Here is a 26,805-nt window from a genome sequence, read left to right as displayed (position 1 = left end):
ACATTTTATACTATTATTTCAACCTAACCGTCCACTCAAAATTAAAGGTACTTACCACTACGCCATCTTTGTTCACCCCAACCGATTTCATCCAAAATTTCTGGCCTTCACCGGTTGCAATCGTTTTTTGGATGGCATCGGTGATCAAGTGTCCATCTTCACAGGTAAAAGTGATCTTACCTGTTGCCTTTTTAGAGAAATTGGCATTGTTGTTTTGTACCAACATCGATATTTTACGACCACTATGGCGTATTTGATCGATGACCATGGCCCCCGTACTTAACTCAGCAGCCATACCCTGAACTGCCCAAAACATACTTTTGAACGGGTTCTGATTGATCCATCGATGGGTAACCGTGGTAACCGCTTTTTTATCGTCCATATATTTTAAGCGCACCCCACACCACCATGCCGACGGTAGTTTAAAAAAGGTGAAGGTGTTGAATTTACTAGTACTAGTAGCCATATATCAAGTTTATTTTTGATAAAAATACCTAAAATAAGTGCGACTTCAATATGTTAATTAAATGTTAATATTAAGTACTATGTGTTGCATAGTACCATCTTTTGGATATATATTTGTATCGTAAGCTAATAGGTAAACTAATTGGTTTAAAGAATCATCAATCAAAAATCATGACAGAATCATTGACCAAACACGAACGAAATTTATCCGCAATAATCCATGCGTCCACATTCTCAAAGTATTTTATTCCCTTTGGTAATTTCATATTTCCATTGATCTTATGGACCGCCAATAAAAAGGAATATGAATTTGTGGATTATAACGGAAAACAGGCATTGAACTTTCAAATCAGCATGTTGCTTTATTCGATTGTCGTAGGTCTAATCAGTATTCCATTTTTTATCGGGTTTTTACCCGACATTTTAGATGGCAACTTTTTCGGTATGCACCGATTAAGCGATTTTAACAATTTAAACATTCATATAAGCAGTGACGACTTCCGGCTTGGTCGTTGGTTATGGCCCGCTGGTATTACCGGTGTGCTACAAGCTGGACTCGTCATTGTGAATGTTGTGTACACCATTTTGGCAACTATAAGAACCAATGAAGGGCAAACCTTCAAATATCCATTCACCATCAAATTCATCAAATAGATAGGGGTTTATTCATCAACCGGTACTGAGCGTAGTCGAAGTATCAAATCAAAAACGAACAAAAAAGACATCAATCAAAATCAATTAAACATCAATCAACCAAAAAGCGTTTCCGTGCCCGCTTCTCATCAAAGCGGGACGGCACGGAAACAAAAAACGAACAGTTAATTAATACGAATCCTATAATTATGAATATAGAAAATACAAAAGCACAAATGCGCAAAGGGGTTCTAGAGTACTGCATACTTTCCATTTTAAAGGACAGTGATAAATATGCATCTGAAATTCTAGGGGCTTTAAAAGACGCTAAGATGCTGGTGGTCGAGGGTACGATCTACCCTCTGTTGACCAGACTGAAAAATGCTGGGTTGCTCAACTATCGTTGGGAAGAATCCACCTCTGGCCCACCACGTAAATACTATGCGCTCACTGAAACGGGGCAATTGTTCTTAAACGAACTCAATGGCACCTGGGACGAGCTTAGAAATGCAGTAAATCTGGTAACCAACAACAAATAAGACATCAAAAAATGAACAAGACAGTAAATATAAATTTGGCAAACTCACTATTTCATATAGATGATACTGCCTACGATAAGCTTAGACGCTATCTAGAGTCGGTCAAGCGGTCATTCTCAGGTACTGCCGGAAGCGATGAGATCATTGCCGATATCGAAGCGAGAATTGCAGAACTCTTTCTGGAGAAGATGGAAAATGAGCGGCAGGTAATCACCCAAAAAGAAGTTGACGAGGTCATCACTATCATGGGCCAGCCCGAAGACTATATGATCGATGAGGACATTTTTGAAGATGAGCCTATTGCCTCAAATAAAAAATCAGGCCCAACTTCAAGGGTTAAAAAACTATACCGCGATATTGAGAACAAATACATCGGGGGGGTCTGTTCTGGATTGGAGCACTACCTAGGTTTTGATGCCCTTTGGATCCGCCTCATATTTATTCTCTTAGGCCTGTTTACTGGTTTCGGTATCGTGGCCTACATCTTACTTTGGATTTTGGTTCCCGAGGCCGTAACAACTTCGCAAAAGTTGGACATGACGGGAAAGCCCATCAACATCAGCAATATAGAACGCAAAGTTAAAGAGGGGTTTGATGATGTTGCCGACAAGGTTAAAAACGTCGACTACGATAAAGTGGGTGACAAGGTCAAAAGCAGCTCCAAGACCTTTTTTGATACCATAGGGGATATCATTATGTTCTTCTTCAAGATATTCGGAAAGTTTATTGGAATAATACTCATCATTACAGGTGCAACGGCACTTATAGCTTTGTTCGTAGGCCTGTTCACTGTAGGCGTCATCGATATGGTCCATTTTCCGGGAGTGGATTTTTATGATATTATCAATACTACGGGAGCTCCTGTCTGGGTAGTGTCATTATTGTGCTTTTTTGCCGTTGGTATTCCCTTTTTCTTCTTGTTGTACTTAGGATTGAAAATTCTGGTCAATAATTTGAAATCCATCGGTAACATCGCTAGATATTCCCTATTAGGGCTTTGGCTGATGTCTATTGGGATTTTAATCGCACTCGGTATACGACAGGCAGCCGCACATGCCTTTACGGGTACTACCACGATAAATGAGGAAATTTATGTGGAAAATGTCACCGATACCTTGAACGTGCGCATGCAATCAACCGAAAGTATCGACTATGATAATCGATTTACTTTTGACGACCTTCAGATGGTCTATGATGATAATGGCAACGCCCTTTTATACTCAGAAGATATTCGCTTCGATATCAAAAAATCCACTGATAGCCTTGTTCGCTTGAAAATACGTAAAGATGCTGATGGAAGTTCGTTTCAAGAAGCTAGGGAAAGGTCTTCTGAAATTACGTACAACTATGCTTATGTAGATGGTGAATTGGTATTGGATGACTATTTGACCACTTCCACTGAAAACAAAATGCGAGACCAAGAAGTTCGCACCACGCTCTACATACCCGAAGGCATGCATATCACATTTGATGAAAATGTCAACGGAAATATTGGAAGAAGCACCAAAAATGATCGTGATTATTACCGCAGTGATATCATTGATTATCTATGGGTCATGGGCGAGGACGGGGAATTGAAGTGTCAAAATTGCCCCGATGATCTTTATAGCGATGATGACGGCAATGGAAAAATCATTATCAACGAAGATGGGATCGATATCAACATCCGTGACAGAAATGAAAACGGAAAAATTATTATCAATGAAGATGGTATCGATATCGATGTCAAAGACAATGGGGAATCCTTTAAAATGAAGGTCGATGAAAATGGGGTCGAGATAAAGGCTGAAGATGATTATTAAAATTACAACCCAGTCCATTGTTTTGACGATTCAGCAAATCAGATTGGTATAAAAGCTTAACGAATAACAACTTTGTACAACAATCAATTACTAATAAACCCCTGAACGTGTTCAGGACAAAAAACGAAAAAAATGACAACTTTAGTACGAATGGCAGTAGCCGCATTATTAGCCCTTTTCATGTCATCATGTGCCTTTGACATCAATTTTGGTGATGGAAAAAGAGGGAATGGACAGGTTGCTGAGGAATCTCGGAGTATTAGCGATGATTTCACCGCAGTTTACGCTTCTGAAGGTATTGACGTATTTGTCACCCAAGGAGACGATTTTAAGATTTTAGTGGAAGCAGATGAGAATATCATTGATCTTATCGGCACCGATATCAAAGACGGCCGTTTAAAAATACATGCCATTGAGAATATCGGCAGGGCCACTAAAAATGTATATGTAACCTTACCAAGGGTAACCGCATTAAAAAGCTCAAGTGGGGCTGATTTAATCGCACAAAATGTAATCAAGGCCGACAAGATTGAACTGGATGCCAGTAGTGGTTCAGATATCGAGGTAGAACTGGTCGCCAATGAAGTAATGGCCGATGCGAGCAGCGGGGCTGATATCAAGGTATCGGGCAAAACGGAGACCTTATATGCAGATGCAAGCAGCGGTTCTGACATTAAAGCGAGGACACTCACGGCAAAACGCTGTAATGCAGACGCCAGTAGTGGTGCTGATATTTCGGTCAATGTTTCTGAGGCATTGACCGCAGATGCCAGTAGTGGGGCCGATATTTCATATACTGGCGAAGCGAGTGTAACGAAAAAGAAGTCCGTTTCGGGCAGTGTGCATAAATACTAGTACGATACCATCAACCAAATGACCTAATACCCCAAAACCTATTTTTGGGGTATTTTTTATTTTTCTATCATAATAGTGACATATTCATATTTTATTGGTTAAATAATTATGTATTTAACATTTTTTCGTACCTTAAATGAAGATTTTTTTCCTCACACAAAAACATTCAACCATGAAAAAATTAGTCACTACCGTTTTGTTGATGGTCGTAGTGCTGGTCGCAGCAATACTCATCTCATCCAAACCAGATAATTACCACTCTATAGAGGGTACTTGGGAACTTGTAAGCTTTCACAATTATGATGATGGTGTCAATATTAGTAGTACGGAACCAAAGGCAAAAGGATACCGTCAGGTAAAAATGTATTACAATGGTAAAGTCATGTGGTCAAGATATGTGCCTAATGAACCCAACGGACGTTTCGGTTACGGTTCGTATTACCTCACTGATCGTGAACTACACGAAACCATTATTTTTGGGGATTCGGAAATGATGAAAGCCTTGGATACGCTTACAGAATTCATTTTCGAGTTGGATTTGAAAAATGACACCTATAGTCAAATCAGTTTGGACGAAGACGGAAACCGTACATTCTCTGAAAATTACAAGCGAATAGATTGATTGGCTATCAACAACCGACCAAAATGAAAACGTCATTCCCTTACTGATTTCAGAGGAATGACGTTTTTTCTTTTAACTACAGGGCTACTAATCCCAACGTGCCGTAGCTTCAACGGCAGAACCAACAGAGGCTAGATACCTTTCGGCATCCAAGGCGGCCATACAACCAGTTCCTGCAGCGGTTATCGCTTGACGGTATTCCTTATCTTGAACATCTCCACTAGCAAATACGCCAGGCTTGCTGGTTTGGGTCGATTTTCCCTCGGTAACGATATAGCCCGTATCGTCCATCGCTAATTGCCCCTTGAAAATATCCGTATTGGGTTTGTGACCAATGGCAATAAACAATCCTGTAATGACTATATCCTCTTTCTCGCCCGTTTTGTTGTTTATCATTCGAAGGCCTTCAACCACTTGCTCGCCCAATACCTCATCCACTTCGGTATTGTAACGCACCTCGATATTGGGCAGACTGTTCACTCGGTGCTGCATGGCTTTTGAAGCCCTCATATGATCTTTACGAACCAACATGGTCACTTTACTACAGATGTTTGCCAAATAAGAAGCTTCTTCGGCCGCAGTGTCCCCTGCCCCGACAATGGCCACTTCTTGACCTTTGTAAAAGAATCCGTCACAAACGGCACATGCCGAAACACCCCCACCACGCAAACGTTGTTCACTTGGTAAATTCAAATATTTCGCAGTGGCCCCTGTTGAGATTATAATACTTTCGGCCTCAATGGTTTTGTCGCCGTCAACGGTGACTTTGTGTATACCCCCGACCTCATCGCTTAAATCCACCGCCGTGACCATTCCGACCCGTACTTCCGTTCCAAATCGTTCTGCTTGCTGTTGCAGCTGCACCATCATGGTAGGCCCATCTATACCTTCTGGATAGCCCGGAAAGTTATCCACCTCAGTAGTGGTGGTCAATTGACCACCAGGCTCCATACCTGTATAAAGTACCGGTTTCAAATCTGCCCTTGAGGCATATATAGCCGCCGTATATCCTGCCGGACCGGAGCCAATAATCAATGTTTTTAGTCGTTCAACTTGTTCTGACATAATTAAACCTCTTCTATATTGTGTAAGTACAAAAGTAGCTTTTTTGACCTAAAACTTACATCTTCATATAAGAGCTTATGAACAAATAACTAACTAAATCGTATTGAATTTATAGACACAGATCGATTCGTATTTTTCGTCTGGTTGTAAAACGGTGCTGGGGAAATTGGACTGGTTCGGAGAATTGGGGAAATGCTGTGTTTCTAGGCAAAAAGCTTCCCCATTACGATATGCTTTCCCGCCTTTCCCTAGAATGGAAGACGATATGGAACTACCACTGTAGAATTGAATGCCCGGTTCATTGGTGAAAACCTCCATGGTCCTTCCACTATCAGGTTCTATTACCTTTGCGGCCACAATCAGCCCATCTTCGCTCTTTACTTGTTGATCCAGCACGAAATTATGGTCATATCCACCGCCGAATTTCAATTGCTCATGGTATTGGCCTAAGTCTTTCCCTATCCGTTTTGGTTCGGTGAAATCGAATGGGGTAGCAACTACACTTTCCAAAATTCCTGTGGGAATCATATTCGCATTAATAGGAGTATAAAAATCGGCATTGATTATGAGAAGATGCTCATTGATACTACCCATTTTAGCCCCCCTTAAATTAAAATAGGAATGGTGGGTAAGATTGATAACGGTTTTCTGATCCGTCTGGGCGGTATATTGAATCCTCAACTCATTGGTATCGGTCAATATATAGTTCACTTGCACTATGACGTTACCCGGATAACCTTCTTCCATGTGGCGCGACATTCTTGAAAAGTTAAGTTCGTTGCTCGAAATTTTGTCAACCTTCCACACCACACTTTCAAAACCCTGTTTTCCCCCATGCATATGGTTACCGCCGTAGTTGGTGGCCAATTCATATTCCCTGTCATCCAACGTGAACCTGCCGCCTGCAATTCTGTTGGCATACCTACCAATTACCGCCCCGTAATATTTTTGATTGGTTTTTAAATAATCTTCTAAAGTTGAATACCCCAGTACGACATCATCAAAAACACCATGCCCATCAGGTACCATTAAAGAGACGAGGCGTTGCCCATAATTGGTAAATTTGGCAGTGAGGCCATGCATGTTCGCAATAGTAAAAAGACCTACCTTTTGGCCTCCAATTGTGGTTTCAAAGTCCTTTTTATACACTTCTGGAGTACTTCTTGGATTTCAAAATTAATCGAAAAAAGAATAGTCTATTAATAAAATCCATTAAAGACCCAATCCTGGTAAGTAGCTTTGATTTTAAGGTCTTTGAAAATTTGGTATTGGTAAACAAGCGTTTTTTAAGAAATCGATGAATTCAAAATTTCATAAACCTATATTCGGGTAAATATCCAACATACGAAAACAAGACAAGTGCCGAAACTAGAAAAAATCAGCAACAATCGATAGGTTCTTTCGAGACTCCCCTTCTTTCATCGTAGGAAAATCATAAAATTGTTGAAATCGCCATGGTTGAAACCGTGGATGAGGTTTAAAGATGGTCATGAAAGCTAAAAGAAAAATCAAGGACCAATAACCTTATAAATCTGGAGTTGACCTTGTCTTTTCGTGGTCGGGGATTCTCTTCATCTTGAATTTAGAAGAAGATGTCAATAAGTGACTGATTTTTATTAAAATATAGGAGTATTGCCAGTCTACGAATCAGTGCATGATTCATTGTATTGGTAATAGAAAACAAAAACCCTTTTTTCAAAGGTTTTTTTTCATCAGGTATGGTATGGGGTTTTACCTGTGGTCTTCCAAAATTTCTGAAGTTTCCATATCATTTTGAATAGCATCTCGTTGTTCCCTTATAATTTCCTTCAATCTGTGGGGAACATGGGTCTCTGCCAACACATCGTTGTATTCATCAATAGCAGATTTGTCGCCCCGAACCGCTTCTTCAAGCATGGCTTCATCGTTGTCTCCTGAGAAAAATGCCTTTACATCCATCCAAGCACGATGCGCGGCTCCAGCCGTACTTCCATCGATTTCCTTATCTCCGAGGTCAAGATCTTGAGCTGCATTTCTCAATGTTTTGAGAAAGATTTTTCGTTCCTCGGCTTTTTTGCTAAAATAACTTTGAATACCTGCAGCATTTGCATTTTCAGCCGCTTTTTCAAAACCTATAACGGCATCTTCATTTTTTGTCACGAGGTCTTTTAACCTATCCTCGATTTTCTTAACATCATTATTCATTTTTATGTGGTTTTACGGTAACTATTGATTTCATGCCTACCGGTTGACATATTAAAACGCTAATTTATCCCAAGGAATAACACTAGCTTAATCGCTAACATGTAAACTTTGACCGTATTGAATTCAGCTTTGCGATTACATATGGCGTAAAGGGTAAAAGTCATGTTCTGTAGAGATATGTAGTGAATAAAACTGATGTTCATCCTTCGCTGCTATTGACTGCACATCGCTCTTCAATGTATCTGAAAAGATTATAGGCATTTCATAAACAATAGCCCAAACATCCAAATAATTATTCCCACGTATCAAGTCCTTCTAAACCTTACTATAATACAAATCGCTGACTTTCACTACAGCCGATTAAAGGTTCGAAATTTTCAGCTAGTTGATTCGTATCACAAGAAGAGGCTGATTCATTAGGTTTTTTACAATTAGTCACTCTGGGTATATGACAACATAACGAGTAAATGACAAAAAGGTGAACTGAGGTATTGGGCAACCTAAAATTACTACAGTTCGTTCACCTATATGTTGAAAGAACTCGAAATTCCCTCAGCTATTTCGTCACGATGCCCCTCTAGAATCGTACGGTTGAAACCCGTTACGGAAGTGTGTTTCAAAACTTCTTCATATTCCTCTAAAACGGTTTGCTCTGCTTTTCTACATTCTTCCAACACTGCTGCCTTGCTGTTCCCCTTAAAAAATAAGAGGGTATCCGACCAAATCTTAGCCGCTTTTTGCGACAGTTGTCCCATTTTAAGTGGTGTTTCGTTCAACCGAACGATAATATCAGTCAATTCGTTGACCATGCTGGCCTTCTCAGCCGCTTTAACTACGAAGAATGATTTTAATGTCGAATCTTCTACATGTTCAATACCCGTCTTGTATGTTTTTTCTGCATGATAGTGTACACCCAATAATTCATTTAATAAATCTGCCACTTGTGAATAACTCATAATCATATATTTAATTAAATAGAAATATCCGAAATTAAACACCCCCATATTGACGCTAAAGCTTGTTTGATTGATGCGGACCGTTTTTAGCTTGGTAAAATTTAAACTTAATCTAATATTGAATGTGGTTTTGTTGAATTAAACCGCATAGCATTGAAATTGACATTAGAACAGCATCTTTGAAACAAGTCCCTTATTCAAATTTTGCCAAGAGTTGATTTCTATCTGAACTGTTGACTATATGATACTCAATATCTTTCCGTAAGCTATTTATTTCCAATTTGACGACCCTACTATTTTCATTACAAAGATTTGGGCACTTAGCAATTAACCGTAAGGCGTCAATCAACTCATACAACACCAAACTATCTTGCTTTGCGTAAAAACGAATGGGCTGTATAATGGTGCGCATCAACTCTTTTGCTGGAATATTGTTTTTAATCAAAACACACTGCCCTTTATCCAATGCCTGCGCGGTTTTTTGGGGAAACCGTAAAAATTTTCGGAGTAGCCCACCTAGTTTTTCGATAGTATCAATTGCCGTACCTGGATCGTTGATACCTGGTGACATAGCTTTAACGGCGATTTCCATAAGTTTGATCATGCCGCCTATTCCGTAATCGTTTTCATAACGATTGGAAGAGATGTCCATACATAACATCAAATTCTTGATTTCTTCTTTAGTAAGGTCTTTTTGAATGCGGAGTATAGGTTTTCCCTTCCAGACATGCATGTTGGGATAGGGAATTATCTCAATTTGATTATTTTGTGCTTTTATGGAATCTTTTATAATTCTGGTGTCAATGCCTCGAACATATCCTGACCTATCACTTCGAAGTACCTTCCATTCAGAAGTTTCCGTATGTCCAGTGCTAATTTGTAAGATATTGGATTGTTTTAACTCCCGTTCCGCAAAATCATTACACTTGCTGAAAATTCTGTCAATGATGTTATGAATTTGTATGGCCCCTGAAATATTATGGATAAAATACACGAACAGTGCGATACAAATCACACTTAAAATAGCTGCAAGCATGGTTGAAAGACCTATGGTATCGGTATCCATACCGAGTGCACCTAGTGAGGTCAAAATTATGATGCAATAAAGCAATGTACCTACATATATACCTAGTATGATTTGATGTTCACTGTTCGAAATCAAACCCGGAAGGAGTCTTGGCGAAAAATTGGATGAAGCTTGTCCTAAAACTACCATGACCATTGAAAAGCTGAAGACCGTTAGCGAGATTACCCCTCCAATCAAGACCGATAATATGGACCGTGCCGTTTCGTAATCTTGTATGAAAAGATAGGGGACATTCTTCTTTATGGAGTGAACTATCTCCCAATTGTCTAGCGAAAGTGCTATAAGGGCAAGTATTCCATAAAATAGGGAAATGAGGACAGGGTAAAAGGCAATGCTTCTAATTACCTGACGATACATTCTAGTGATAAATTTGATAATTTTTTTCATAGTCATTTATGTCGGGTAGTACACGTTTGCAATCCGTCCTTTTTATCGCTGATAAAAAGGAAGGCTTCTAGCACCTTTCCCTATTAAACCATAAATAGGACTACCTACGATTCTTAAAAAAGATGATTTTTTTGATTTACATCCCCTTTTTTGAGTTGTTAGGGCTTGTGCTACATAACCTAACCTTAAAAAGCCTTGATTTTTTTGACGAAAACCTTAAACTCCACATCGAATTTCTTACCATCCCTTTTAAGTTCGACATCATAAAATAATCCTTTTTTGAAATGTCGCACACGTTCTATTTCCACAATTTTACAATCCTTGTAATCTTGTTCTAACCGCTCCCGTATAGTGAAGGGTAACTCTTTTTCTGATATACTGGTCTCCGTTTCAATCCAAGTACCGTCAGGGTTATAGTCTGCTCTATATTTTATCCCATCAATCTTGAAATTTGATTCGTAATTGCCATTTTTATCTATATGCCAATCGGGGTCGTTCTCATTCGGATACATTTTCTCGAAAGTCTCTTTGACTTCTTTTGGTGTCTGTCCATTCAAATTAAACGAAAGTAACAAGCTTAAAAAAATCGGGGCCAAAATAAGGGTTATGTTCATATTCCTATTTGTTTTCATAACGGTATTGATTGAAAATATATTCGTGGGGTGTCATTTACGGAACACCTGGCATTATACCTTGAAACTTTTGATTGGACTAAAAAAAAATCGTTTAAAGCACTGATCCAATCGCACTAAACGATAGTTTGCCCAATGGTAATCAATTAAATTATACGTATGAGAAGTTTACTTTGGCTTGTGGCCGTTATTTGTATCGTTGTATGGCTCTTGGGCCTTTTGGGGATAATTCCTGGACTATCGACCGGAGGGTTGATTCACGTACTGCTTGTAATTGCAGTTATCGTAGTACTTTATAATATCATATCAGGGAAAAAACCTTTATGACCTTTTAGAAAATAAAAAGGGTATGTTACCATACCCTTTTTATTATATGATTTATTTCATATCCGATTCAAATCCGTCATAAGAGAATTTTTGTCCGCCAACGGATGCATTTGCCATTAAACCTGCCTTTGGCAGCGCAAAGACGGCCACGCCATTCTTGTATTTCGCATTTACGGCTACTCCTGATTTTACGGCCACCGCAGAGGCTTCGGCTCCAAAGGAAAAATTTCCTTCCTTAAAATCTTTCAAATCATCCTCAGTCTCGAAAAAGATGACTTCGATAATTGATTGTCCACCCGCCTGCAAGCCTATATTGAGTTTTTTCAATCCCGCTTTACCAATGGCATTGCCATTTTCATATACGATTCCATTACCAGAGGCCCCTCCGATAATCAATCCGCCTTTACCCACGTTCGGAAAGATGACATATCCGGCCGCATTATCGAAAAATGTTTGTAAATCGGAATCAGCTTGAAGCAATTCGCTTTTTGCCTCTTGGGCATCTGCCCTTAATTCATTCAATTTCTCCGTTTGGGCATTCACTGTTGTTCCTGCTATTGCAATCAGCACCATTGCAAGGTTTCTAAGTTTTTTCATGTTCTTTGTTTTATATGTTACTCTGGGCTTATTCCCAACTCTTACACGAAGATACCTGTAAGTATGTGCCAACATTATTTCGAACAAGACAAACTTTGACGCATTCCATAATTCCGTTTATGGTCAAGGACTTATAATCTCTTCAACAGCTAAAGTCCTATCAGGGCCAAAAAATTTAAGGGATACGGAGAACACGATAACGGATACGATCATGCCAATCATAAATACAGTATACGTCCATCGTAACAGCCTATATTTTCGCTCCAATACAATACCCAGATAATAGAGGTCTTTGGTCAACGATTTGTAAATGTAGTCGCGGTCTTTCAGTAATTCGGTCATTGCCCACTCATAACGGTCTAATTTCATCTTATGGAAGTTACCAAAGAACAACAGGTTTACCTTTTTGTCCTGTACATCTTCCTTAGTGAACTCACCACTGGTCACATTAGGTCTGGTGGCCATTATGGACATTATCATCGATACGATACAGAACAGTATGAATATGAATGTGGGATAAATGAGGTAGGTGTTCGACGGATTGTCCAATTTCGGAATCAGGTTCGCCAATGCCAATGAGATGATTATGGCGTTCACAGATAATAATATATTTGCTTTGGTGTCAGCGATATCGCTTAGTTTTATGTGGTTTCTTAAGGTAACGCGGTACAGGGTCTGTACGCCCCTATCCACAATCTTATCCTTGAATTTGGCCTTGATCTTCTCTTTATAAACCGTTTTTTTGTTCTTCTTTTTTGCCTTTACCAATTTCTTAAGGTTCTTTTGTTTTGGTTTGGTCCAATTCGCTATCGCATAATCAGTGTAGTAGCGATGTTTACTTCTGAACAATACCAATTGATTTTTTCGCCATTCCGATAACGGGATATCCTCTCCCTTTAAAAATTGAAATTCTTCACGCCATAGTTCATTAAGCATGGTATAATCCTTATCATGCAGAAAGGCATATTGAAGGTCATATAAATATTCTTCCAAAAGGGAATCAGGCTTTGCGTCATTGGCCGTAAAAACCAACAGCCGTTCCAAGGTTTTAACATCTTTTTCAGGGTATGATTTTGGTTTCAAAAACAATTGCAATTGTTGAATTGAAGAGTATACGTCCAATCCATTTTTCAATAAATGGGTATCCTTAAAAAGGAGTGTCAGATATAATAGTTCTTGTTTCTTTTCGCTCAGGTCAGTATTTTCAAACAGTGTTTTGGCATGACCAAGTAGCCGGTCTTTAAAATTCCAATTTCGAAATACGAGATTATCCTCTTGTGATGCTTCGTATAATTCCCTAATGTGCTCCTTGGCTTCTTTAATTAAATCGTTCATTTTAATATTTTTAAATTCATCGGATATTGTTAACCTAACGATTGGCGGTTCGGGCCTTTCAATTTTTAAGGGAACTTTTCAACCCTAAAATGAGAGGCCAAAACCTACTTGTACCAAATTGTTCTCTACGGAATTGAAATATCCTATATTAAAAGTCAATGCTTGAAGGCTACTTATCCAAAAACCGCCCCCTTGCGAAGTATGCCAAATATTGGATACATCGTTCTCTTGCCAGACCCGACCATAGTCAAAACCACCATATATGCCCACGGTAACCGGTGAGACTGCGGTAATATAGCGTTTTAAACGAAGTTTGAGGTCAGTACTTTGGTAGAACGAGGTACGCCCTGAAAAACGCTCATCCCTAAACCCCCTTAGGCCATTATCCCCGCCAATGGACGGTGCGTGGTAAAAAAATATATCACCTTCGGCAATATTCGTATGCACCTTTGCAGTACTACTAAGAACCAAATGGCCCGAACGTATCAGTTTATGGTCAAAACCCAATCGTAACGAGGCATACCCAAACCTATTTTCACTAAGGTCGGTATTTTGTTTATAACCTGCTTTCAAGCCCATATAAATGGCCTTGGTAGGAAAATCGTTGGCATTCGTTCTATCATAGTCCGCTGATAGCTCTCCCCCAACAAAGGTTTGATTCTCAAAGATCTCGGTATCAAAATTTGAAGGGTTAAAAAGGCGTTGTTCGTTTTCGTTTACCCGAAACGACTCCACCGTTCCCTTAATTCTAAGACTATAATAGGCAAGACCTACGCTGGCCTTAAGCTGTCGTAGGCGGGCCCTGTAAAAATCACGGTCGAGTACATCTTCATTGTTTACGGTTTCATTACCAATGCCAAAGAAATTTTTAGCGTAGCGGTCACTGGTATAATACCCCCTTACTTCTAGGTTCCATTTGGGGAAAATATTGGCAAAGGTCCCTTGGTAATCAAGTTCCAAGGCCTCAAATCCGAAATAATAATTGGCCGATAATTGGTGTTTTTGCCTGAACGGATTACCGTTGAGCCCGTTGACAGTATAGGTATCTTTTAACCCTACGAAGAGGCCATCATCCACTCTAAATCCTAGATTGGGAGCAACTAAGTTGGTGTTGGGTTTAAAATACCTCCAATGGTAGGTATTTGTTTTGTAGCTATCACCCAACCGAAGCTTTGCCTTTTCTCCCTTAAATTGGATGTTCTCATGCTCCCAATCAAATACCCTGATGTTCTTCTTGTTCTCAATATCGAATTCCTCATCACCGTAACCCCCAATGATCTTTAATGGTATTGTCTTTTTGGATGTTCCCGATACCTTGAATTCATCATCATCGCCCAGACCATAAATCCAAATTTCCTTTGTGATACCCTTTTCGAATTCACGCTCGTAAAAGACTTTATTCTTTTTATCGGAGAACAACCTTTTGACAATGACGCGGGTATTCCCATTTTCAAGCCTTTCGATTTCGAATAGGTCATCTTTTTCGGTACCCCTCACAGCGACGATCTTGTTCAGATACTTGGCGTATTCCACTGCATATTGGTCTAATTTTTCAAGTCTGGCGATTAAACTGCCTTTAATGGATTCCGCGGTCTCGTCTTGCACGGCGTCGGGAAGGCGTTCAAAAGCCTTTTCTATGGTCTCCATTGATAAATTCCGTTGGATCTCCCTAGCTTCCTCAAGCCATACCCTACTTCCGAATTGGTTTAGCAAGGCCCTGTCCAACTTATTTCCCGAGCCGTTGAGCCATTTGACATTTTTAATATCGCTACCATACGACTGCCACATTCTTGCGTTGGGAACAAACAGCTTAAGAAACGGAATGGCCATACCGTCAAATCTCGGAAAGACGTTGTCCCTGTCACGCGGAACGGGCATGAACTCCTTATCACCATCGTCAGTCTCGTATTCGATCCAGCGCCATTGGTCAAAATGCCTATCCCAATCCCCAATCAACATGTCAAACAACCTGGCCCTGATAAAGTTATGTTGGTCAATAGTGTAAGACTCATCGCCCTTTATTTTTTCGAGCATATCGGTCGTACTCTCAAAATCGGTAACCTTACCTTCTTCATCGATGGTTCTGCGGTATCCTTTATAATTCAATTGTTCATCTGAGGGTCTGCGTTCCACAAAATAAAGTTCATCACCATAATCCTCATTATATTCTTGAAGTCTTTCTTGTTTCGGTATGTAAAAAAGTTCCGTATCTGAATGGTTTACCCCTATGGCCTTTGCCAATTGATTGACCGTTAGCTGCATGTAGGGATGTGCGGTGGTGAAAAAATCGGATATCACATCCTCTGGCCAAGTATCTTGATAATCTTCTTCATTGAAAGCGATACCTGGAAGCTTGAACTTGAGAAATTTCAGGGCGCTCTTTCTGAGGGAACGCATCGCATATTGCTTTCCATTTTCATCTTCTAGCCGCAATGAAAACGATTGATGCCCACCCCCTGCTTTGACCACTTTCAATCCGCCATATAAGGTATCCAATCGCACCACAGGGGCAGAAACGTATTCACCAAAGTATTTTCGATATCGCTCACCCCAAAGCCATTTATAGAATTTGCCTTTATCAAAGGTTTGCACATTGTTCAAGACCCTATCTTCAACAATACCTTGTTTTATTTCTGCAAAATTGTTTTGAACCTTATTTTTCTCGAATCCTGAAAGGATATCCATGTCGACGGTACCCACGTTTTCTTCCGTAAAGAAGGTAACCCTTGAACTGCCGTCATTAAAATAGTCCAGTTTCACAAAGCCCTTAGCGCCGTGTGAAAACTTGCCTTCGTACGACAACGCACCACCTATTGCCGTAAGTCGTTGTTTTGATAATTTTGTGGCACTTTTTGACCCTAGGGAACCACTTACTATCTGATGTATGCCACCCCCACTTAAATACTGCAAACTCTCTTCATGTCCGGACACCAAGGTTATCCTATCCGATTTTTTGGCCAAAGAACTCACGGCAATTCTAAAGTAGTTATAAATTCTAGAGTTGAGATGATTGGGGTCAAAAGAACCGGCATCCATTACCGTCTGTTTTACAGTACCCAAAATTGGTAATGGACTTAGGTGTTGGCCTAAAGTATTCTTGCCTGAATAGATTCCATTGCTAAAAACCGGATGGTGCATGGCGATGACGATGTTTTTACCTTGGCCATCGTTGATATACCCCTCCAGTTCTTCCATAAATCGCCGTCTGGTGGTAATATCGGTACACTTTTTATTGATATCCTTGATTCTTGACCAGTTAGCGACAAACCATTTAGAATCGATTAAAATCAAATCAAGGTCATCGTTGATGACCTTGTGCGTTATGGGACAAGCGTTTTCTGGAAAGAAAAATACCGTGTTTGATTCCTTATCCTTGATAAAATCCTCTACTTGTTCGACCCCATTGGTATCAAACGACTTCCATTCGTTGTTACCTGGTATGAATATGGTCTGACCCTTGAATTGTTCCGTCAACTCCAAATGCTTGTTCAACAATCTTTGGTCCGCATTCCAATTATTCAAAGTAGGGCTGATGTTATCACCGGTAAACAGTAATGTGGTCTCTTTTGGTGATACGGATAGTTGTTCCTTCAGCCTTGCCAACAATGTTGTTGGTATATCACGTTCAGAGTTGCCCAGGCCACCAGCTATGAAAAAGGTATGTACAATGTCTTTATCTTGGCTATTACCCATAGTACCGACATCCTCTTTTTTTTGTTGTTTGAATGTCGCACAGCTGAAGCAGACGAAGGTGAATGTTAAGATAAAGAGCTTGTAAAAATTGATCTTAGTGAAGTTTTGGTACTTCATGGATATTCAATTAAGGGTTATTCGGTTGTTTTGTTAGAAGTAAGTTGGGTAGTAGATAAATATTAAAATGCGATACCACTGATAATCGTAGCGGCCACCAACATTAACAAAGCAATTAAAACAATATAAAAACCCGTGACCGTTTTTTTATTCTTCTGAAAAATGTATTTACGCGTTTCATTATCCTCATCTTTTACAAACTGTGTATTTTCTTCTCCCTGTTTCATTTTTAGACTTTTTGTTCGTGGCAAGGTAGTGTAGGATGCTTTTCGGGAGTGCTTTGAATGCTATTTTGTTTGACGCATTCCATTATCTGATTGCAGTTAACAATTAAATGGATTGCAACAAGGTATGACCATCGTCGCCATTAATTTAGCTCTGAATTTAAAACGATAATTATGAGTGATAGCAGTAACACAATTTTAGGAATTTTAGCCGGAACCGCCATCGGGGCAGTTGCCGGAATTTTATTTGCCCCAGATAAGGGTACCAATACTCGAAGAAAGCTAGTGGAGCAATCAAATCAACTTATAGATGAAGTAAGTGAAAAGTCGTCAGAAATCAAGCAGCAGGTTACTGGGGTTATGGCCGCGAAACAAGAATCACTTGAGAACCAAGTGGATTCCATGTTGACCAACGCCAGTTACAAGGCCGAGGATGTCATTACGACCTTAGAGGCCAAACTTAAGGACCTGAAGGATAAAAATAGAAAAGCGAGAATCAGCAGAACGGCATGAGTAAAAAATTAAGTACCATAACTTCAGAATCCATTGATAACTCCCAAGAATATTTAAAGAATTCTTGGGAGTATTATAAGTTAAAATTGTTTCTTCATACAGCGGAATTCAGTACCACCATAATCAAATATGGCATATTGTCCATTCTCGGATTGATTGCCTTGCTCTTGTTCTCACTAGCCCTTTCCATTTATTTGGGAAACCTTACTGAAAGTATGTCATTGGGCTTTCTTATAGTAGGTGCCATCTACTTGGTTTTTTTACTATTGGTCTTCGTACTGAAGAACCCCCTTGAGACCAAAATCATAAAATCACTATCTAAAAGTATATTACATGATGAGTAAGCCGAAAGCGTATGCCTCAATCACCGAAATCAAAAAAGACTTGAGGATCTTAAAGCTTAAAAAAGATATTAGTTACGAGTTATTAAGTGGTAATAAAGAAGCTATTCAAGAGACCATGCAACCGCTGAATTTACTTAATAAGGTCGTGAGCCCCTTCAAAAAAGTCATTGTTGCGTATCTAATCAAGAAAGTCTTCAGGTAAGACTAGGCAACCCCGGCCAGATTGAGCTTACTCTTTTTAAATTCACTCGGACTAATATTATATTTTTCCTTGAAAATCTTAGAGAAATAACTTCTACTACTAAAGCCGATGGAGTATACGATTTCTGAAATACTCAGTTCAGTATTGGCAATCATATCACGTGCCACATCTAACCGCACGTTGCGTATATATTCGGTTACGGTCTGGCTGTATAGCAACTTAAACCCTTCTTGCAATTTTGCCTGTGTCAAACCCGTTTCCAATGAGAGTGATTCCAAGGTATATAGGGTAGCATAATTCTTTTCAATCGCTTTCGCGCAATTTCGAACAATTTTAAGCTCCCTTCGCAACAGTGTTGTCGGCAATGGTCGGTTCTGCACCTCACGATTGTGCTGTAACATATGCATTGACAATATCTGGTACACCAAACCTTGTATTTGCATGATACGAATCATCCCTTTACCCTTCACCGCACTTAACGCCGCTATTTGGTCCGCTAATTTTAGGTTGTACGTACCGAAATAAGCGAACACCTTTTCATGGTCCGTATCTAAGAATACGCGATACAATTGTTTATTGAGTTCCTCACCCTGATTAAGTCTTTTTCTAACAAAGGGTTTTCTACTTACTTGGATTACATTGATACGAAGCTTTAAGTCTTTTGGAAAGTAGCCATAATTGAACCCACCCTCACGACTGGTGATGATGACCGACTGGTATTGCTCTAAGATTTTTATTTCATCGTCGCTTTGATATCCGAACTTGTGCCCACAATATCCCTCTAGGCAATACGCAAAATGTATGGGATTAAATTGTGAGGCATCCATGACCAAGGTCACCTCATCGTAAAACGTTAAGTCGTACTCCAATAAAGATACCCCCCAATCAAAAGTGATAAATTTAATGTTCCCCTTCGCTTTTTCATTATCGATACTTAGCGTATACTCTCCCCATCGCTCCATAATCTGTCCCCCGAGTTTTTGCTGTATTTGTCGCACCGTTCCCTCGGTATCCTTAGCGTCTACCTTAATTGTGATCATAGTTATTGCCGTATTTAGTTGAATGGTAAAACAATGCTATAAAAGTAGTAAATTGTTCAATTAAGATATCGACTTTATTAAACAAAAAAAGTCCTCTAAAGCTAGAGGACCTTAATCTTGCTTCCGGACCAGTTTTATTTGGCCATAAATTCTTCAACGATAAAGAAATCTTCGTCTGATGTATCGACCTTATAGGTTCCTTCATTGAATACATAGCGCACCACTTTATCATCAACGGTCACTTCAAAACCCTCCCCTATGGGAGCGACTTTAAAGGTGTCGGTCACCTGCCTGTCGTAACGCAATACTATGAACTGGTCGTTCAGCTTTTCATTGTCACTTTTTAAATGGATTAATTTAGTGACCTTTGCCAAGGCCGAAGTTCTATCTTGATCGACTTTACCTTTATCTTCATTATCCCATTTCATTTCATAATTACGATTTTCATATACCATTACTTCAACGGGATGGCTCGTACCTTCTACCGTTACTTCGGTCATCATCGCGGTAGTGGTACGCATCGCACCATTATTACTCATTTGGGCGACACCTACCATGGTACCCATCATTGCTACCAAAAACGTCAATTGCTTTAATTTTCTCATGTTCTATTTTTAGATTATTGAATTAAAATATCTGTTTATCAAATACTTAACAAAAGTAATTTTTGATATTTCAATTGTTTTGCTCACATCATTTAAAAATTGACTGTTTTAGACGACCAAACTACCATCAGCTAAAGACCGACGGGTTTGGGTTTCGCCTAAAGGCGACTAAAGAATTATTACCTACCGCCGATCGCTTTACGCCTTACATAATTTTCTGAATGCGCATAGTGTATGGCACAGAGCGGAAGGAAAAATTGTAAGGAAACCCCTAAGGTCTTCGCCTAAAGGCAAGGGATTTTCCTCCAGAATAACACATCAAACCAGTGGCGTAAGTGGTGTGTAATGATAGTTGAGCTCACCCAAATGATTGTAGTGCGTGCTCCCTTGCTGCAAACCCGCCCAATCGAATTCCGCGTTCAGGGCCTTGTATTGATATTGCCGTACCAATGCATCACTTATCAACAAATACTCGTCTAATTCAATATCGTTCTTGAGTAGCCTATGGGCCACGATCAGATCTTCACCTAATAATTTAATTCGATTGCCTACCTGGGCCGAAGCGATTTCGTCCCCATAGTGTAGTACGATTTTCAGACCCAACACCTTGGGGATTTGAAAGGCGCTTTTGTGGGAAGCGTATTCTAGCCGAAGTTCTTCCAATCGCTTATAAAATTCAACATAGAACTTTTTGCATTGGTCTATTAAATCCTCGATATTGGGTAGGTTGCCTTGCTTGTAAAATAACACGGCGTCACCTTCTATCTCAGAAACTTTTAGGTTTATGGTGTTCGAATAGATTACCTTGTTCAATAATGAAGGGATGACCTTTGACGATAGCTCAAAATCGACCTTACTCATAAATTCGGTAAATCCGCTTATATCGGGGATACATATTAAAGTGGGTTCTGCTTTCATTTATCTGTATTCTGGATTTTCAAAATTCCATCGCGTTCCATCATCCCAGTCATCCCTGGAATTTCCGTAACGTGGCAAACCATTGTTATTTTTTAGTAGTTTGGCTAGGTGCATTAGATTATAGGTCATAAAGGTCGTGTTTCGATTGGTAAATTCGTTGTTTTTAGCACCCGAAGATTCGTCTAAATAACTTGGCCCGGGCCCTACTTCGCCAATCCATCCACAATCTGCTTGTGGCGGAATGCTAAAACCTAAGTGTTGCAGGGCATATAACAACCCCATGGCGCAGTGTTTGATTCCATCCTCATTACCCGTAATGATACATCCCCCTACTTTGCCGTAGTACACATATTGCCCTTTGGCGTTGGTTTCTGCACTCATGCCGTATAACCTTTCGATCAACCTACTGGCAATTGAAGAACGTTCCCCCAACCAGATAGGGGTACCGATTACTAATATATCGGCTCCCTTGATTTTTTTGTAGAGGTTTGGCCAGTCGTCTTCGTCATAACCTTCTTTTGTCATATCGGGCACAAGGCCAGGTGGCACCTGGTAATCGACCATTCGCAGATAGTCGACGAATACGTTCTCTTTTCTCATGATATCCATTGACAACTCCATTAATCCTTCGGTATGGCTATCCTTAGCACTTTTTTTGAGCGTACAATTGATAAAGAGTGCTTTTAATCCTGAAAATTCAACTTTCACGTTCTCTTTGTTTAATCGTCGAAAATACTTTAAATCGCCGCTACATATTGACTTTAAAGCAGTAATAGCTAACGCATCTACAAATTCTTTTTTGAGACAATGATTGAATGAATCAAGCACCGATAGCGCTCAGATTGCCCATAGTTTTGTGACAACTTAAAATTTAAACATATGAGAAAAGTACTTAGTATAATTTGTGTAATTGGATTATTGATGTCATGTAATATTGAAAAGAAAAAGGATGGTGAACTACCTACTGTTGATGTGGATATTGATGCGGAGGCCGGTGAATTACCTGATTATGAAGTCGCTTGGGCCGATGTCAATGTGGGCACCACGACCAAGACGGTCGAAATTCCGAAATTGGTCATCGTGATGGAAGAAGAAGAGGTCGAAGTGCCCTTTATCGATGTAAATATGCCTGATGACAAATGGGGTGAAAAAGAGGAACAGACCATTATGGTCGAAGCCGAAGTAGCCGATTTCGAGCACGATATCAATATTGAAGAAATTTGGGCAAAAGAGAACAACCTTTATGTGGTAGCCTCTTTAGAAAAATTGGAAACCTCCCTTGAGGATAAAAAAATGAGGATATCGGATCAGGTCACCCTGAACGCCCCTGAACTCAATGTAAAATACTATATCGTAGGGGAACGACCCGAACGTGTCTTCAATACCAAATACAAGTATATGAACAGTATGGAAGAACTTAAGGATAAAGTCGATGACTATACTGTAATCTATCAGTAGTCATTGATTATTTTGGTTGGTTGATTGGTAAATGGCCCCTACTCCTTAGGGGTCATTTTTTTGATGGGAATGATAACGCTATAAATTTTAATTCACATGGAAAATAAATTTGAAAAAGCCTTAAATGGCATGTGGGATAAGCTGGATGGGTGGTTCAATACCTTTGTGGCCAATTTACCCAACATTATCTTGGCAATAGTAGTTTTCATTATTGCTGTTTTTGTATCACGTTATATTAAAAAGTTGACTTACAAGTTGGCAAGCCGAAGTAGCCTACAAGACAGTATGAAGCAACTGTTGGCACAAATAGTTGCAACGGCAACCATACTATTGGGCCTTTTTTTGGTCTTGGGTATATTGAACCTCGGTAAAGCCCTGAACACCATTTTGGCCGGTGCCGGTGTTGCCGGTCTGGCAGTAGGTCTTGCACTGCAAGGGGCGTTGGCAAACACCTATTCGGGAATCATACTTTCTTATGTAAAACAACTGAAATTCGGCGATTGGGTCGAAACCAACAATTTCGAGGGCGAGGTCATCGATATCGATTTGAGGGTCGTGACCATAAAACAGATTGACAACAACCTGGTCTACATTCCCAATAAAATGGTCGTTGAAAACCCTATAAAAAACTATTCAAAGACCGCGCAGTCTAGGGTAATCTTAGAATGTGGGGTAGCTTATGATTCTGATTTGGAAATGGTACGCAACCTCGTTAAAAAGACGATTGTCGAGAATTTTAAGGCTGTTGAGAAAAAGGACGATATTCTTTTTCTGTACCGCGAGTTTGGCGATAGTTCCATTAATTTCGAGACTCGATTTTGGATCAATTCCACTTCGGCATTGGAAGTAGCCAAGGCAAAAACCGAGGCGATGATTCAAATTAAGGCTAAATTTGATGAGCATGGTATTGAGATTCCCTTTCCAATTCGTACGTTGCACATTCCTAAGCCCCTGTCGGTAGCAAAAGAGGTGTAGTTTTCGGTAAAAATAAAATGAACAATGGCCATACGGGTAGTACAATACTTTAAAAGTTTAAGTCGAAGGTATCTAAAATTAAAATTGGGCCTAAGCCCGCAACAGAATCTTTTCTATGGTTTTTTAACCTATATCGTAGCTGGATTTTTATTGCTTTTACTGCCATGGGCACAAGCCCGACCTATATCGGTTATCGACAATCTTTTTATTGCCACATCGGCCGTTTCGACAACTGGCCTCGTCACCGTGGGTATTTCTGAATCGTACACCGGTTTCGGGCAGTTCGTTATCATGTGCCTTTTTCAACTGGGCGGTATCGGTTATCTCACCTTTACGACCTTCATGCTCTTATCGACGACCCGAAGGTTGACCCATTGGCATAAAAAAATATTGACCTCAGAGTTCACTTTGCCGGTAACCATAAAAATTTCAGACTTTTTAAGATCTGTCATCATCTTCACGGTCATTATGGAGGCCATCGGAACCGTACTTTTTTATATTGCATTTAGCAAAGAGGGATACAACACAGGTGACGCCCTTTGGAATGCGCTGTTTCACAGTATCAGCGCTTTTTGTACGGCTGGTTTTAGCCTTCTCCCCAATGGTTTCGAACCGTTTTCAGATAATACCTTGGTGAACAGTATCATCTCTATCTTGGCTATTGCCGGTTCCCTTGGGTTCATTGTGGTCACTGATCTTGCGTTCAAGATCAAATCGAAGAGCCACCGGCTAAGCTTTACGACAAAAATCGTCGGTATCGGTTTTATCCTATTACTCGGTATTGGCTCTGTTTTTTTGTTCCTCACAGAACCCTCAATTCAGTCTTTAAAAGATAAGGAACGGTTTCTGGCCTCTTTTTTCCAGACCATGAGTGCGATGACCACGGTAGGATTCAACACTATGGATTATGGTACGTTTGTATTACCGGTACTACTTATGGTTATTTTCTTGATGTACATAGGGGCATCTCCCTCGGGTACTGCCGGGGGTATGAAAATCACCACTTTAACGGCTATGTTGGCCATAGTGGGCAGCAGATTAAGGGGAAAGAAAAGAATCGCCTTTTTGGGCAAGCGTATTCCGTTTGAACGCCTGTATATTGCCACTTCATCTTTTATTTTTTACACCTCTATCATAGGGCTTGGTACTTTTTTGATGACGCTAAGTGAGCATTTTGAATTTGAGCGTATTCTATTCGAAGTGGCCTCAGCTTTGGGTACGGTTGGCTTAAGTACGGGAATTACAGGGGAATTGTCACTATTCGGAAAAGTGGTGATTACCGTTCTAATGTTCATTGGTCGTCTTGGGGTTCTCACTTTTGGTTTAGCTATTTTAGCGCAAAAACCAAAGAATACCGACCAAGATTTCATCGTTGAAGAAGATTTGGCCGTTTAATAGGGGTAATGGCTTATTCATCTTGACGTTCTACTTCACTTTCGAGTTTTAAAACCTCAGAACCATCTTCTTGAACAATGAACAGTGCTTTATTATCGCTACTGCCATTTCTTACTACCTCGTTGCCCTCGATTTGTTTGGTCACCTTGGTTGTGTACGTTTCATCCACTTTACCAACGGCATGTCCATCACCCCATTTCCATTTGACCCTTGTTCCTTTTCTTATCATGATTTGTTGTTAAAAACCCCCTTAACAACTAGCAGAACCGTAAGGGGGTTGAAATTTGAGGAAACTATTAACCAACTATATTGTTCGCAATATGCAATGATTTTCCCTTTTCAATGTGCTCCATCGAGAAAACTATGTTCTTTATTCCCTATTTACGATTTCGTGATTACGTTAATTTTTTTCTGAAATGAAACAACGAAGGTTTGCATACGGATTTAGATTTGTCAGAAAACAATATGGGGTTATCAGTTTTTATTTTAGGAATTTCAATTGGTTTTGCAAGTGCCATTCTCTATGTAATTTTGACCAAACCCAAGTTCATCGAATTAGACGTTGACGAAAAAGACCTCTTAGAGCGGTCAGATACTTCATTTTCCAATGAATTCATTGATATTCCGGCAACCAAAGTCGTTGCCATAAGAAAATCAAATAATAGCAGAAAAGTGCGAAGAACACCTAAACCTTCAAAGCCCAAGATCTTCCAATAACGTAAAAGGTGTTAGACAATCGAAGTTTGATTGGTTTTAGACTTGAATGATTTGGGATTGCAACCGTATTTCTCCTTAAAGATCTTACAAAAATAACTTCGACTGGTAAGGCCTATGGAGTATACGATCTCAGATATGTTCATGTCGGTTTCCCTCATTAAGACCTGCGCTTTTTCCAACCGAACGTTACGAATAAAGTCTGAGACGGTTCTTTGGTATAAAAACTTAAAACCTTCTTGCAGCTTTGCCGCTGACAGCCCTGATTGTAAAGTTAAGGCTTGAACCGTGATTTGCTTTTCCAAGTTTTCTTGAATGTATTCGGCCGTGTCCATGATTACTTTCAACTCCCGCTTTATAAGCTTTGTCGGATTGATCTTTCCGCTGATTTCACGCTTGTATTGTTCAATATGACTAGCCAATATCAAAATACAGATTCCCTCGAAATACAAGAGTTCTGATAAGGTATCGACATTTTTGACCTTTTCCAGTTTTTTGATGTAATCCGCAATATCGAAATTCAATTTCCCGAGATGTACCAAATTATGGGTATGGTTCAATTCATCTAGAAAGGTTTTAAGGCGTTCGGCGATATACGTCGGATTTTTGGCATGTTTTTCAAAATAGGTCTCAATGTCGACCCGAAGCACATTAAGGGTGATATCAGATTGGCCTTTTAAAACAATGCCTCCGGCAAAATTGTCCGATATTTTCACGATTGCTGTTTGCAGTTCGTTCAACCTCACAAAATGATTGTTCCGTTGTGCCGCATAATAACAATCGCCTTTCATGCAGTATAGAAAATACACCGAATTGTCGTTTTTCGTGACCAACGGAATATACGTATCCTCAGTGACGTTCAACTCAAACTCCAACATAAAGAGACCATCATCAAAGTTGACACATTTTACTTCACCATGTCCACTTGTAGACCCAATATGTAAAGAGAAGGTCTCGTTAGCCTTTACGATTTCCCCTTTTAAGTTAAACGAAAGCCGCTCCAATTCCTCATATGCCCTTCTTCTTCTTGTTTCCATATTGTATTCCTTTAGGCCAACCATTTGGCGGATAACCTTCTTCAATTCAAAATTAGCCGATTCGATACGCTTCCTTTAACGGAA

At 39.8% G+C, this 26,805-nt stretch carries 30 protein-coding genes; 13 read left to right on the top strand and 17 right to left on the bottom strand.

What is annotated here, in order from left to right; genetic code table 11:
• Positions 1 to 13: 13 nt before the first annotated feature.
• Positions 14 to 466 carry a DUF4442 domain-containing protein gene (locus AACM45_RS00435; RefSeq protein ID WP_339140085.1) on the bottom strand — a complete coding sequence of 151 codons (453 nt, stop codon included), beginning with the start codon at positions 464 to 466 and terminating at the stop codon, positions 14 to 16.
• Between the two features lie 170 nt (positions 467 to 636).
• Here AACM45_RS00435 and AACM45_RS00430 point away from each other — a divergent pair, with 170 nt between their 5' ends.
• The 5 genes from AACM45_RS00430 to AACM45_RS00410 all read left to right on the top strand — a co-directional run bounded on the left by AACM45_RS00430 (position 637) and on the right by AACM45_RS00410 (position 4,916).
• Complete coding sequence (locus AACM45_RS00430) at positions 637 to 1,119, top strand: DUF4870 domain-containing protein (RefSeq protein ID WP_339140084.1); 483 nt, start codon at positions 637 to 639, stop codon at positions 1,117 to 1,119.
• A 188-nt stretch (positions 1,120 to 1,307) separates the two neighbouring features.
• Complete coding sequence (locus tag AACM45_RS00425) at positions 1,308 to 1,637, top strand: PadR family transcriptional regulator (RefSeq protein ID WP_339140083.1); 330 nt, start codon at positions 1,308 to 1,310, stop codon at positions 1,635 to 1,637.
• Between the two features lie 11 nt (positions 1,638 to 1,648).
• The gene (locus tag AACM45_RS00420; protein WP_339140082.1) at positions 1,649 to 3,439 is read left to right on the top strand and encodes a PspC domain-containing protein; all 1,791 of its coding nucleotides are present in this window, start codon (positions 1,649 to 1,651) and stop codon (positions 3,437 to 3,439) included.
• Between the two features lie 132 nt (positions 3,440 to 3,571).
• Complete coding sequence (locus AACM45_RS00415) at positions 3,572 to 4,294, top strand: head GIN domain-containing protein (RefSeq protein WP_339140081.1); 723 nt, start codon at positions 3,572 to 3,574, stop codon at positions 4,292 to 4,294.
• A 172-nt stretch (positions 4,295 to 4,466) separates the two neighbouring features.
• Positions 4,467 to 4,916: a hypothetical protein gene (locus tag AACM45_RS00410; protein WP_339140080.1), complete on the top strand. Its 450-nt coding sequence runs from the start codon at positions 4,467 to 4,469 to the stop codon at positions 4,914 to 4,916.
• An 87-nt stretch (positions 4,917 to 5,003) separates the two neighbouring features.
• Here AACM45_RS00410 and trxB read toward each other — a convergent pair whose 3' ends face one another.
• The 6 genes from trxB to AACM45_RS00380 form a co-directional block, all read right to left on the bottom strand.
• Entirely contained in the window at positions 5,004 to 5,981 is a 978-nt protein-coding gene (gene trxB / locus AACM45_RS00405; protein WP_339140079.1) for a thioredoxin-disulfide reductase, read from the bottom strand.
• 93 nt (positions 5,982 to 6,074) lie between these two features.
• Entirely contained in the window at positions 6,075 to 7,130 is a 1,056-nt protein-coding gene (locus AACM45_RS00400) for an aldose epimerase family protein (protein WP_339140078.1), read from the bottom strand.
• Between the two features lie 582 nt (positions 7,131 to 7,712).
• Positions 7,713 to 8,165: a PA2169 family four-helix-bundle protein gene (locus AACM45_RS00395; RefSeq protein ID WP_339140077.1), complete on the bottom strand. Its 453-nt coding sequence runs from the start codon at positions 8,163 to 8,165 to the stop codon at positions 7,713 to 7,715.
• A 524-nt stretch (positions 8,166 to 8,689) separates the two neighbouring features.
• Positions 8,690 to 9,121, bottom strand: a complete 432-nt coding sequence (locus AACM45_RS00390) for a PA2169 family four-helix-bundle protein (RefSeq protein WP_339140076.1) — start codon at positions 9,119 to 9,121, stop codon at positions 8,690 to 8,692.
• A gap of 193 nt (positions 9,122 to 9,314) precedes the next feature.
• Positions 9,315 to 10,595 (bottom strand): DUF2254 domain-containing protein, encoded by a 1,281-nt coding sequence (locus tag AACM45_RS00385; protein ID WP_339140075.1) that lies wholly within the window; start codon positions 10,593 to 10,595, stop codon positions 9,315 to 9,317.
• 185 nt (positions 10,596 to 10,780) lie between these two features.
• Positions 10,781 to 11,227: a PepSY-like domain-containing protein gene (locus tag AACM45_RS00380; RefSeq protein ID WP_339140074.1), complete on the bottom strand. Its 447-nt coding sequence runs from the start codon at positions 11,225 to 11,227 to the stop codon at positions 10,781 to 10,783.
• 159 nt (positions 11,228 to 11,386) lie between these two features.
• Here AACM45_RS00380 and AACM45_RS00375 point away from each other — a divergent pair, with 159 nt between their 5' ends.
• Complete coding sequence (locus AACM45_RS00375) at positions 11,387 to 11,554, top strand: lmo0937 family membrane protein (RefSeq protein WP_339140073.1); 168 nt, start codon at positions 11,387 to 11,389, stop codon at positions 11,552 to 11,554.
• A gap of 51 nt (positions 11,555 to 11,605) precedes the next feature.
• On the opposite strand, the gene AACM45_RS00370 is transcribed toward AACM45_RS00375, so the two are convergent.
• From AACM45_RS00370 to AACM45_RS00355, 4 genes are all read right to left on the bottom strand, one after another.
• Positions 11,606 to 12,151, bottom strand: a complete 546-nt coding sequence (locus AACM45_RS00370; RefSeq protein WP_339140072.1) for a lipid-binding SYLF domain-containing protein — start codon at positions 12,149 to 12,151, stop codon at positions 11,606 to 11,608.
• A gap of 123 nt (positions 12,152 to 12,274) precedes the next feature.
• Positions 12,275 to 13,486, bottom strand: a complete 1,212-nt coding sequence (locus tag AACM45_RS00365) for a Pycsar system effector family protein (RefSeq protein ID WP_339140071.1) — start codon at positions 13,484 to 13,486, stop codon at positions 12,275 to 12,277.
• Between the two features lie 84 nt (positions 13,487 to 13,570).
• Positions 13,571 to 17,296, bottom strand: coding sequence for a ShlB/FhaC/HecB family hemolysin secretion/activation protein (locus AACM45_RS00360; RefSeq protein ID WP_339140070.1), 3,726 nt, complete (start codon positions 17,294 to 17,296; stop codon positions 13,571 to 13,573).
• Positions 17,297 to 17,358: 62 nt separating this feature from the next.
• Positions 17,359 to 17,523: a hypothetical protein gene (locus AACM45_RS00355; protein ID WP_339140069.1), complete on the bottom strand. Its 165-nt coding sequence runs from the start codon at positions 17,521 to 17,523 to the stop codon at positions 17,359 to 17,361.
• 171 nt (positions 17,524 to 17,694) lie between these two features.
• On the opposite strand from AACM45_RS00355, the gene AACM45_RS00350 reads away from it, so the two are divergent.
• From AACM45_RS00350 to AACM45_RS00340, 3 genes are read left to right on the top strand one after another with little or no spacing between them, the layout of a single operon-like run.
• A complete protein-coding gene (locus AACM45_RS00350; protein WP_339140068.1) occupies positions 17,695 to 18,033 on the top strand; it encodes a YtxH domain-containing protein in 339 nt (112 codons plus the stop codon).
• Positions 18,030 to 18,377 (top strand): hypothetical protein, encoded by a 348-nt coding sequence (locus tag AACM45_RS00345; protein WP_339140067.1) that lies wholly within the window; start codon positions 18,030 to 18,032, stop codon positions 18,375 to 18,377. The genes AACM45_RS00350 and AACM45_RS00345 overlap by 4 nt, the downstream gene beginning before the upstream one ends.
• Positions 18,367 to 18,579, top strand: coding sequence for a DUF6327 family protein (locus AACM45_RS00340; protein ID WP_339140066.1), 213 nt, complete (start codon positions 18,367 to 18,369; stop codon positions 18,577 to 18,579). Before AACM45_RS00345 ends, AACM45_RS00340 begins: the two co-directional genes overlap by 11 nt.
• A 2-nt stretch (positions 18,580 to 18,581) precedes the next feature.
• On the opposite strand, the gene AACM45_RS00335 is transcribed toward AACM45_RS00340, so the two are convergent.
• The 4 genes from AACM45_RS00335 to AACM45_RS00320 all read right to left on the bottom strand — a co-directional run bounded on the left by AACM45_RS00335 (position 18,582) and on the right by AACM45_RS00320 (position 21,850).
• Positions 18,582 to 19,619, bottom strand: coding sequence for a helix-turn-helix domain-containing protein (locus AACM45_RS00335; protein ID WP_339140065.1), 1,038 nt, complete (start codon positions 19,617 to 19,619; stop codon positions 18,582 to 18,584).
• A gap of 134 nt (positions 19,620 to 19,753) precedes the next feature.
• Positions 19,754 to 20,224 carry a hypothetical protein gene (locus tag AACM45_RS00330; RefSeq protein WP_339140064.1) on the bottom strand — a complete coding sequence of 157 codons (471 nt, stop codon included), beginning with the start codon at positions 20,222 to 20,224 and terminating at the stop codon, positions 19,754 to 19,756.
• Positions 20,225 to 20,542: 318 nt separating this feature from the next.
• Entirely contained in the window at positions 20,543 to 21,142 is a 600-nt protein-coding gene (locus AACM45_RS00325; protein WP_339140063.1) for a DUF2652 domain-containing protein, read from the bottom strand.
• Positions 21,143 to 21,850 (bottom strand): flavodoxin family protein, encoded by a 708-nt coding sequence (locus AACM45_RS00320; RefSeq protein WP_339140062.1) that lies wholly within the window; start codon positions 21,848 to 21,850, stop codon positions 21,143 to 21,145.
• A 171-nt stretch (positions 21,851 to 22,021) separates the two neighbouring features.
• Here AACM45_RS00320 and AACM45_RS00315 point away from each other — a divergent pair, with 171 nt between their 5' ends.
• From AACM45_RS00315 to AACM45_RS00305, 3 genes are all read left to right on the top strand, one after another.
• Positions 22,022 to 22,600, top strand: a complete 579-nt coding sequence (locus AACM45_RS00315) for a hypothetical protein (protein WP_339140061.1) — start codon at positions 22,022 to 22,024, stop codon at positions 22,598 to 22,600.
• Positions 22,601 to 22,696: 96 nt separating this feature from the next.
• A complete protein-coding gene (locus tag AACM45_RS00310) occupies positions 22,697 to 23,575 on the top strand; it encodes a mechanosensitive ion channel family protein (protein ID WP_339140060.1) in 879 nt (292 codons plus the stop codon).
• A gap of 24 nt (positions 23,576 to 23,599) precedes the next feature.
• Entirely contained in the window at positions 23,600 to 24,970 is a 1,371-nt protein-coding gene (locus tag AACM45_RS00305; protein ID WP_339140059.1) for a TrkH family potassium uptake protein, read from the top strand.
• A gap of 13 nt (positions 24,971 to 24,983) precedes the next feature.
• On the opposite strand, the gene AACM45_RS00300 is transcribed toward AACM45_RS00305, so the two are convergent.
• Positions 24,984 to 25,199, bottom strand: a complete 216-nt coding sequence (locus tag AACM45_RS00300) for a hypervirulence associated TUDOR domain-containing protein (protein WP_339140058.1) — start codon at positions 25,197 to 25,199, stop codon at positions 24,984 to 24,986.
• Between the two features lie 203 nt (positions 25,200 to 25,402).
• Between AACM45_RS00300 and AACM45_RS00295 the strand changes: the two genes are divergently transcribed.
• Complete coding sequence (locus tag AACM45_RS00295; protein WP_339140057.1) at positions 25,403 to 25,687, top strand: hypothetical protein; 285 nt, start codon at positions 25,403 to 25,405, stop codon at positions 25,685 to 25,687.
• Positions 25,688 to 25,698: 11 nt separating this feature from the next.
• On the opposite strand, the gene AACM45_RS00290 is transcribed toward AACM45_RS00295, so the two are convergent.
• Positions 25,699 to 26,721, bottom strand: coding sequence for a helix-turn-helix transcriptional regulator (locus AACM45_RS00290; protein ID WP_339140056.1), 1,023 nt, complete (start codon positions 26,719 to 26,721; stop codon positions 25,699 to 25,701).
• Positions 26,722 to 26,805 lie beyond the last annotated feature (84 nt).

The organism is Croceitalea sp. MTPC5, from assembly GCF_036985505.1.
Classification (GTDB): domain Bacteria; phylum Bacteroidota; class Bacteroidia; order Flavobacteriales; family Flavobacteriaceae; genus Croceitalea.
This window is presented reverse-complemented; position numbering and strand designations above follow the sequence as displayed.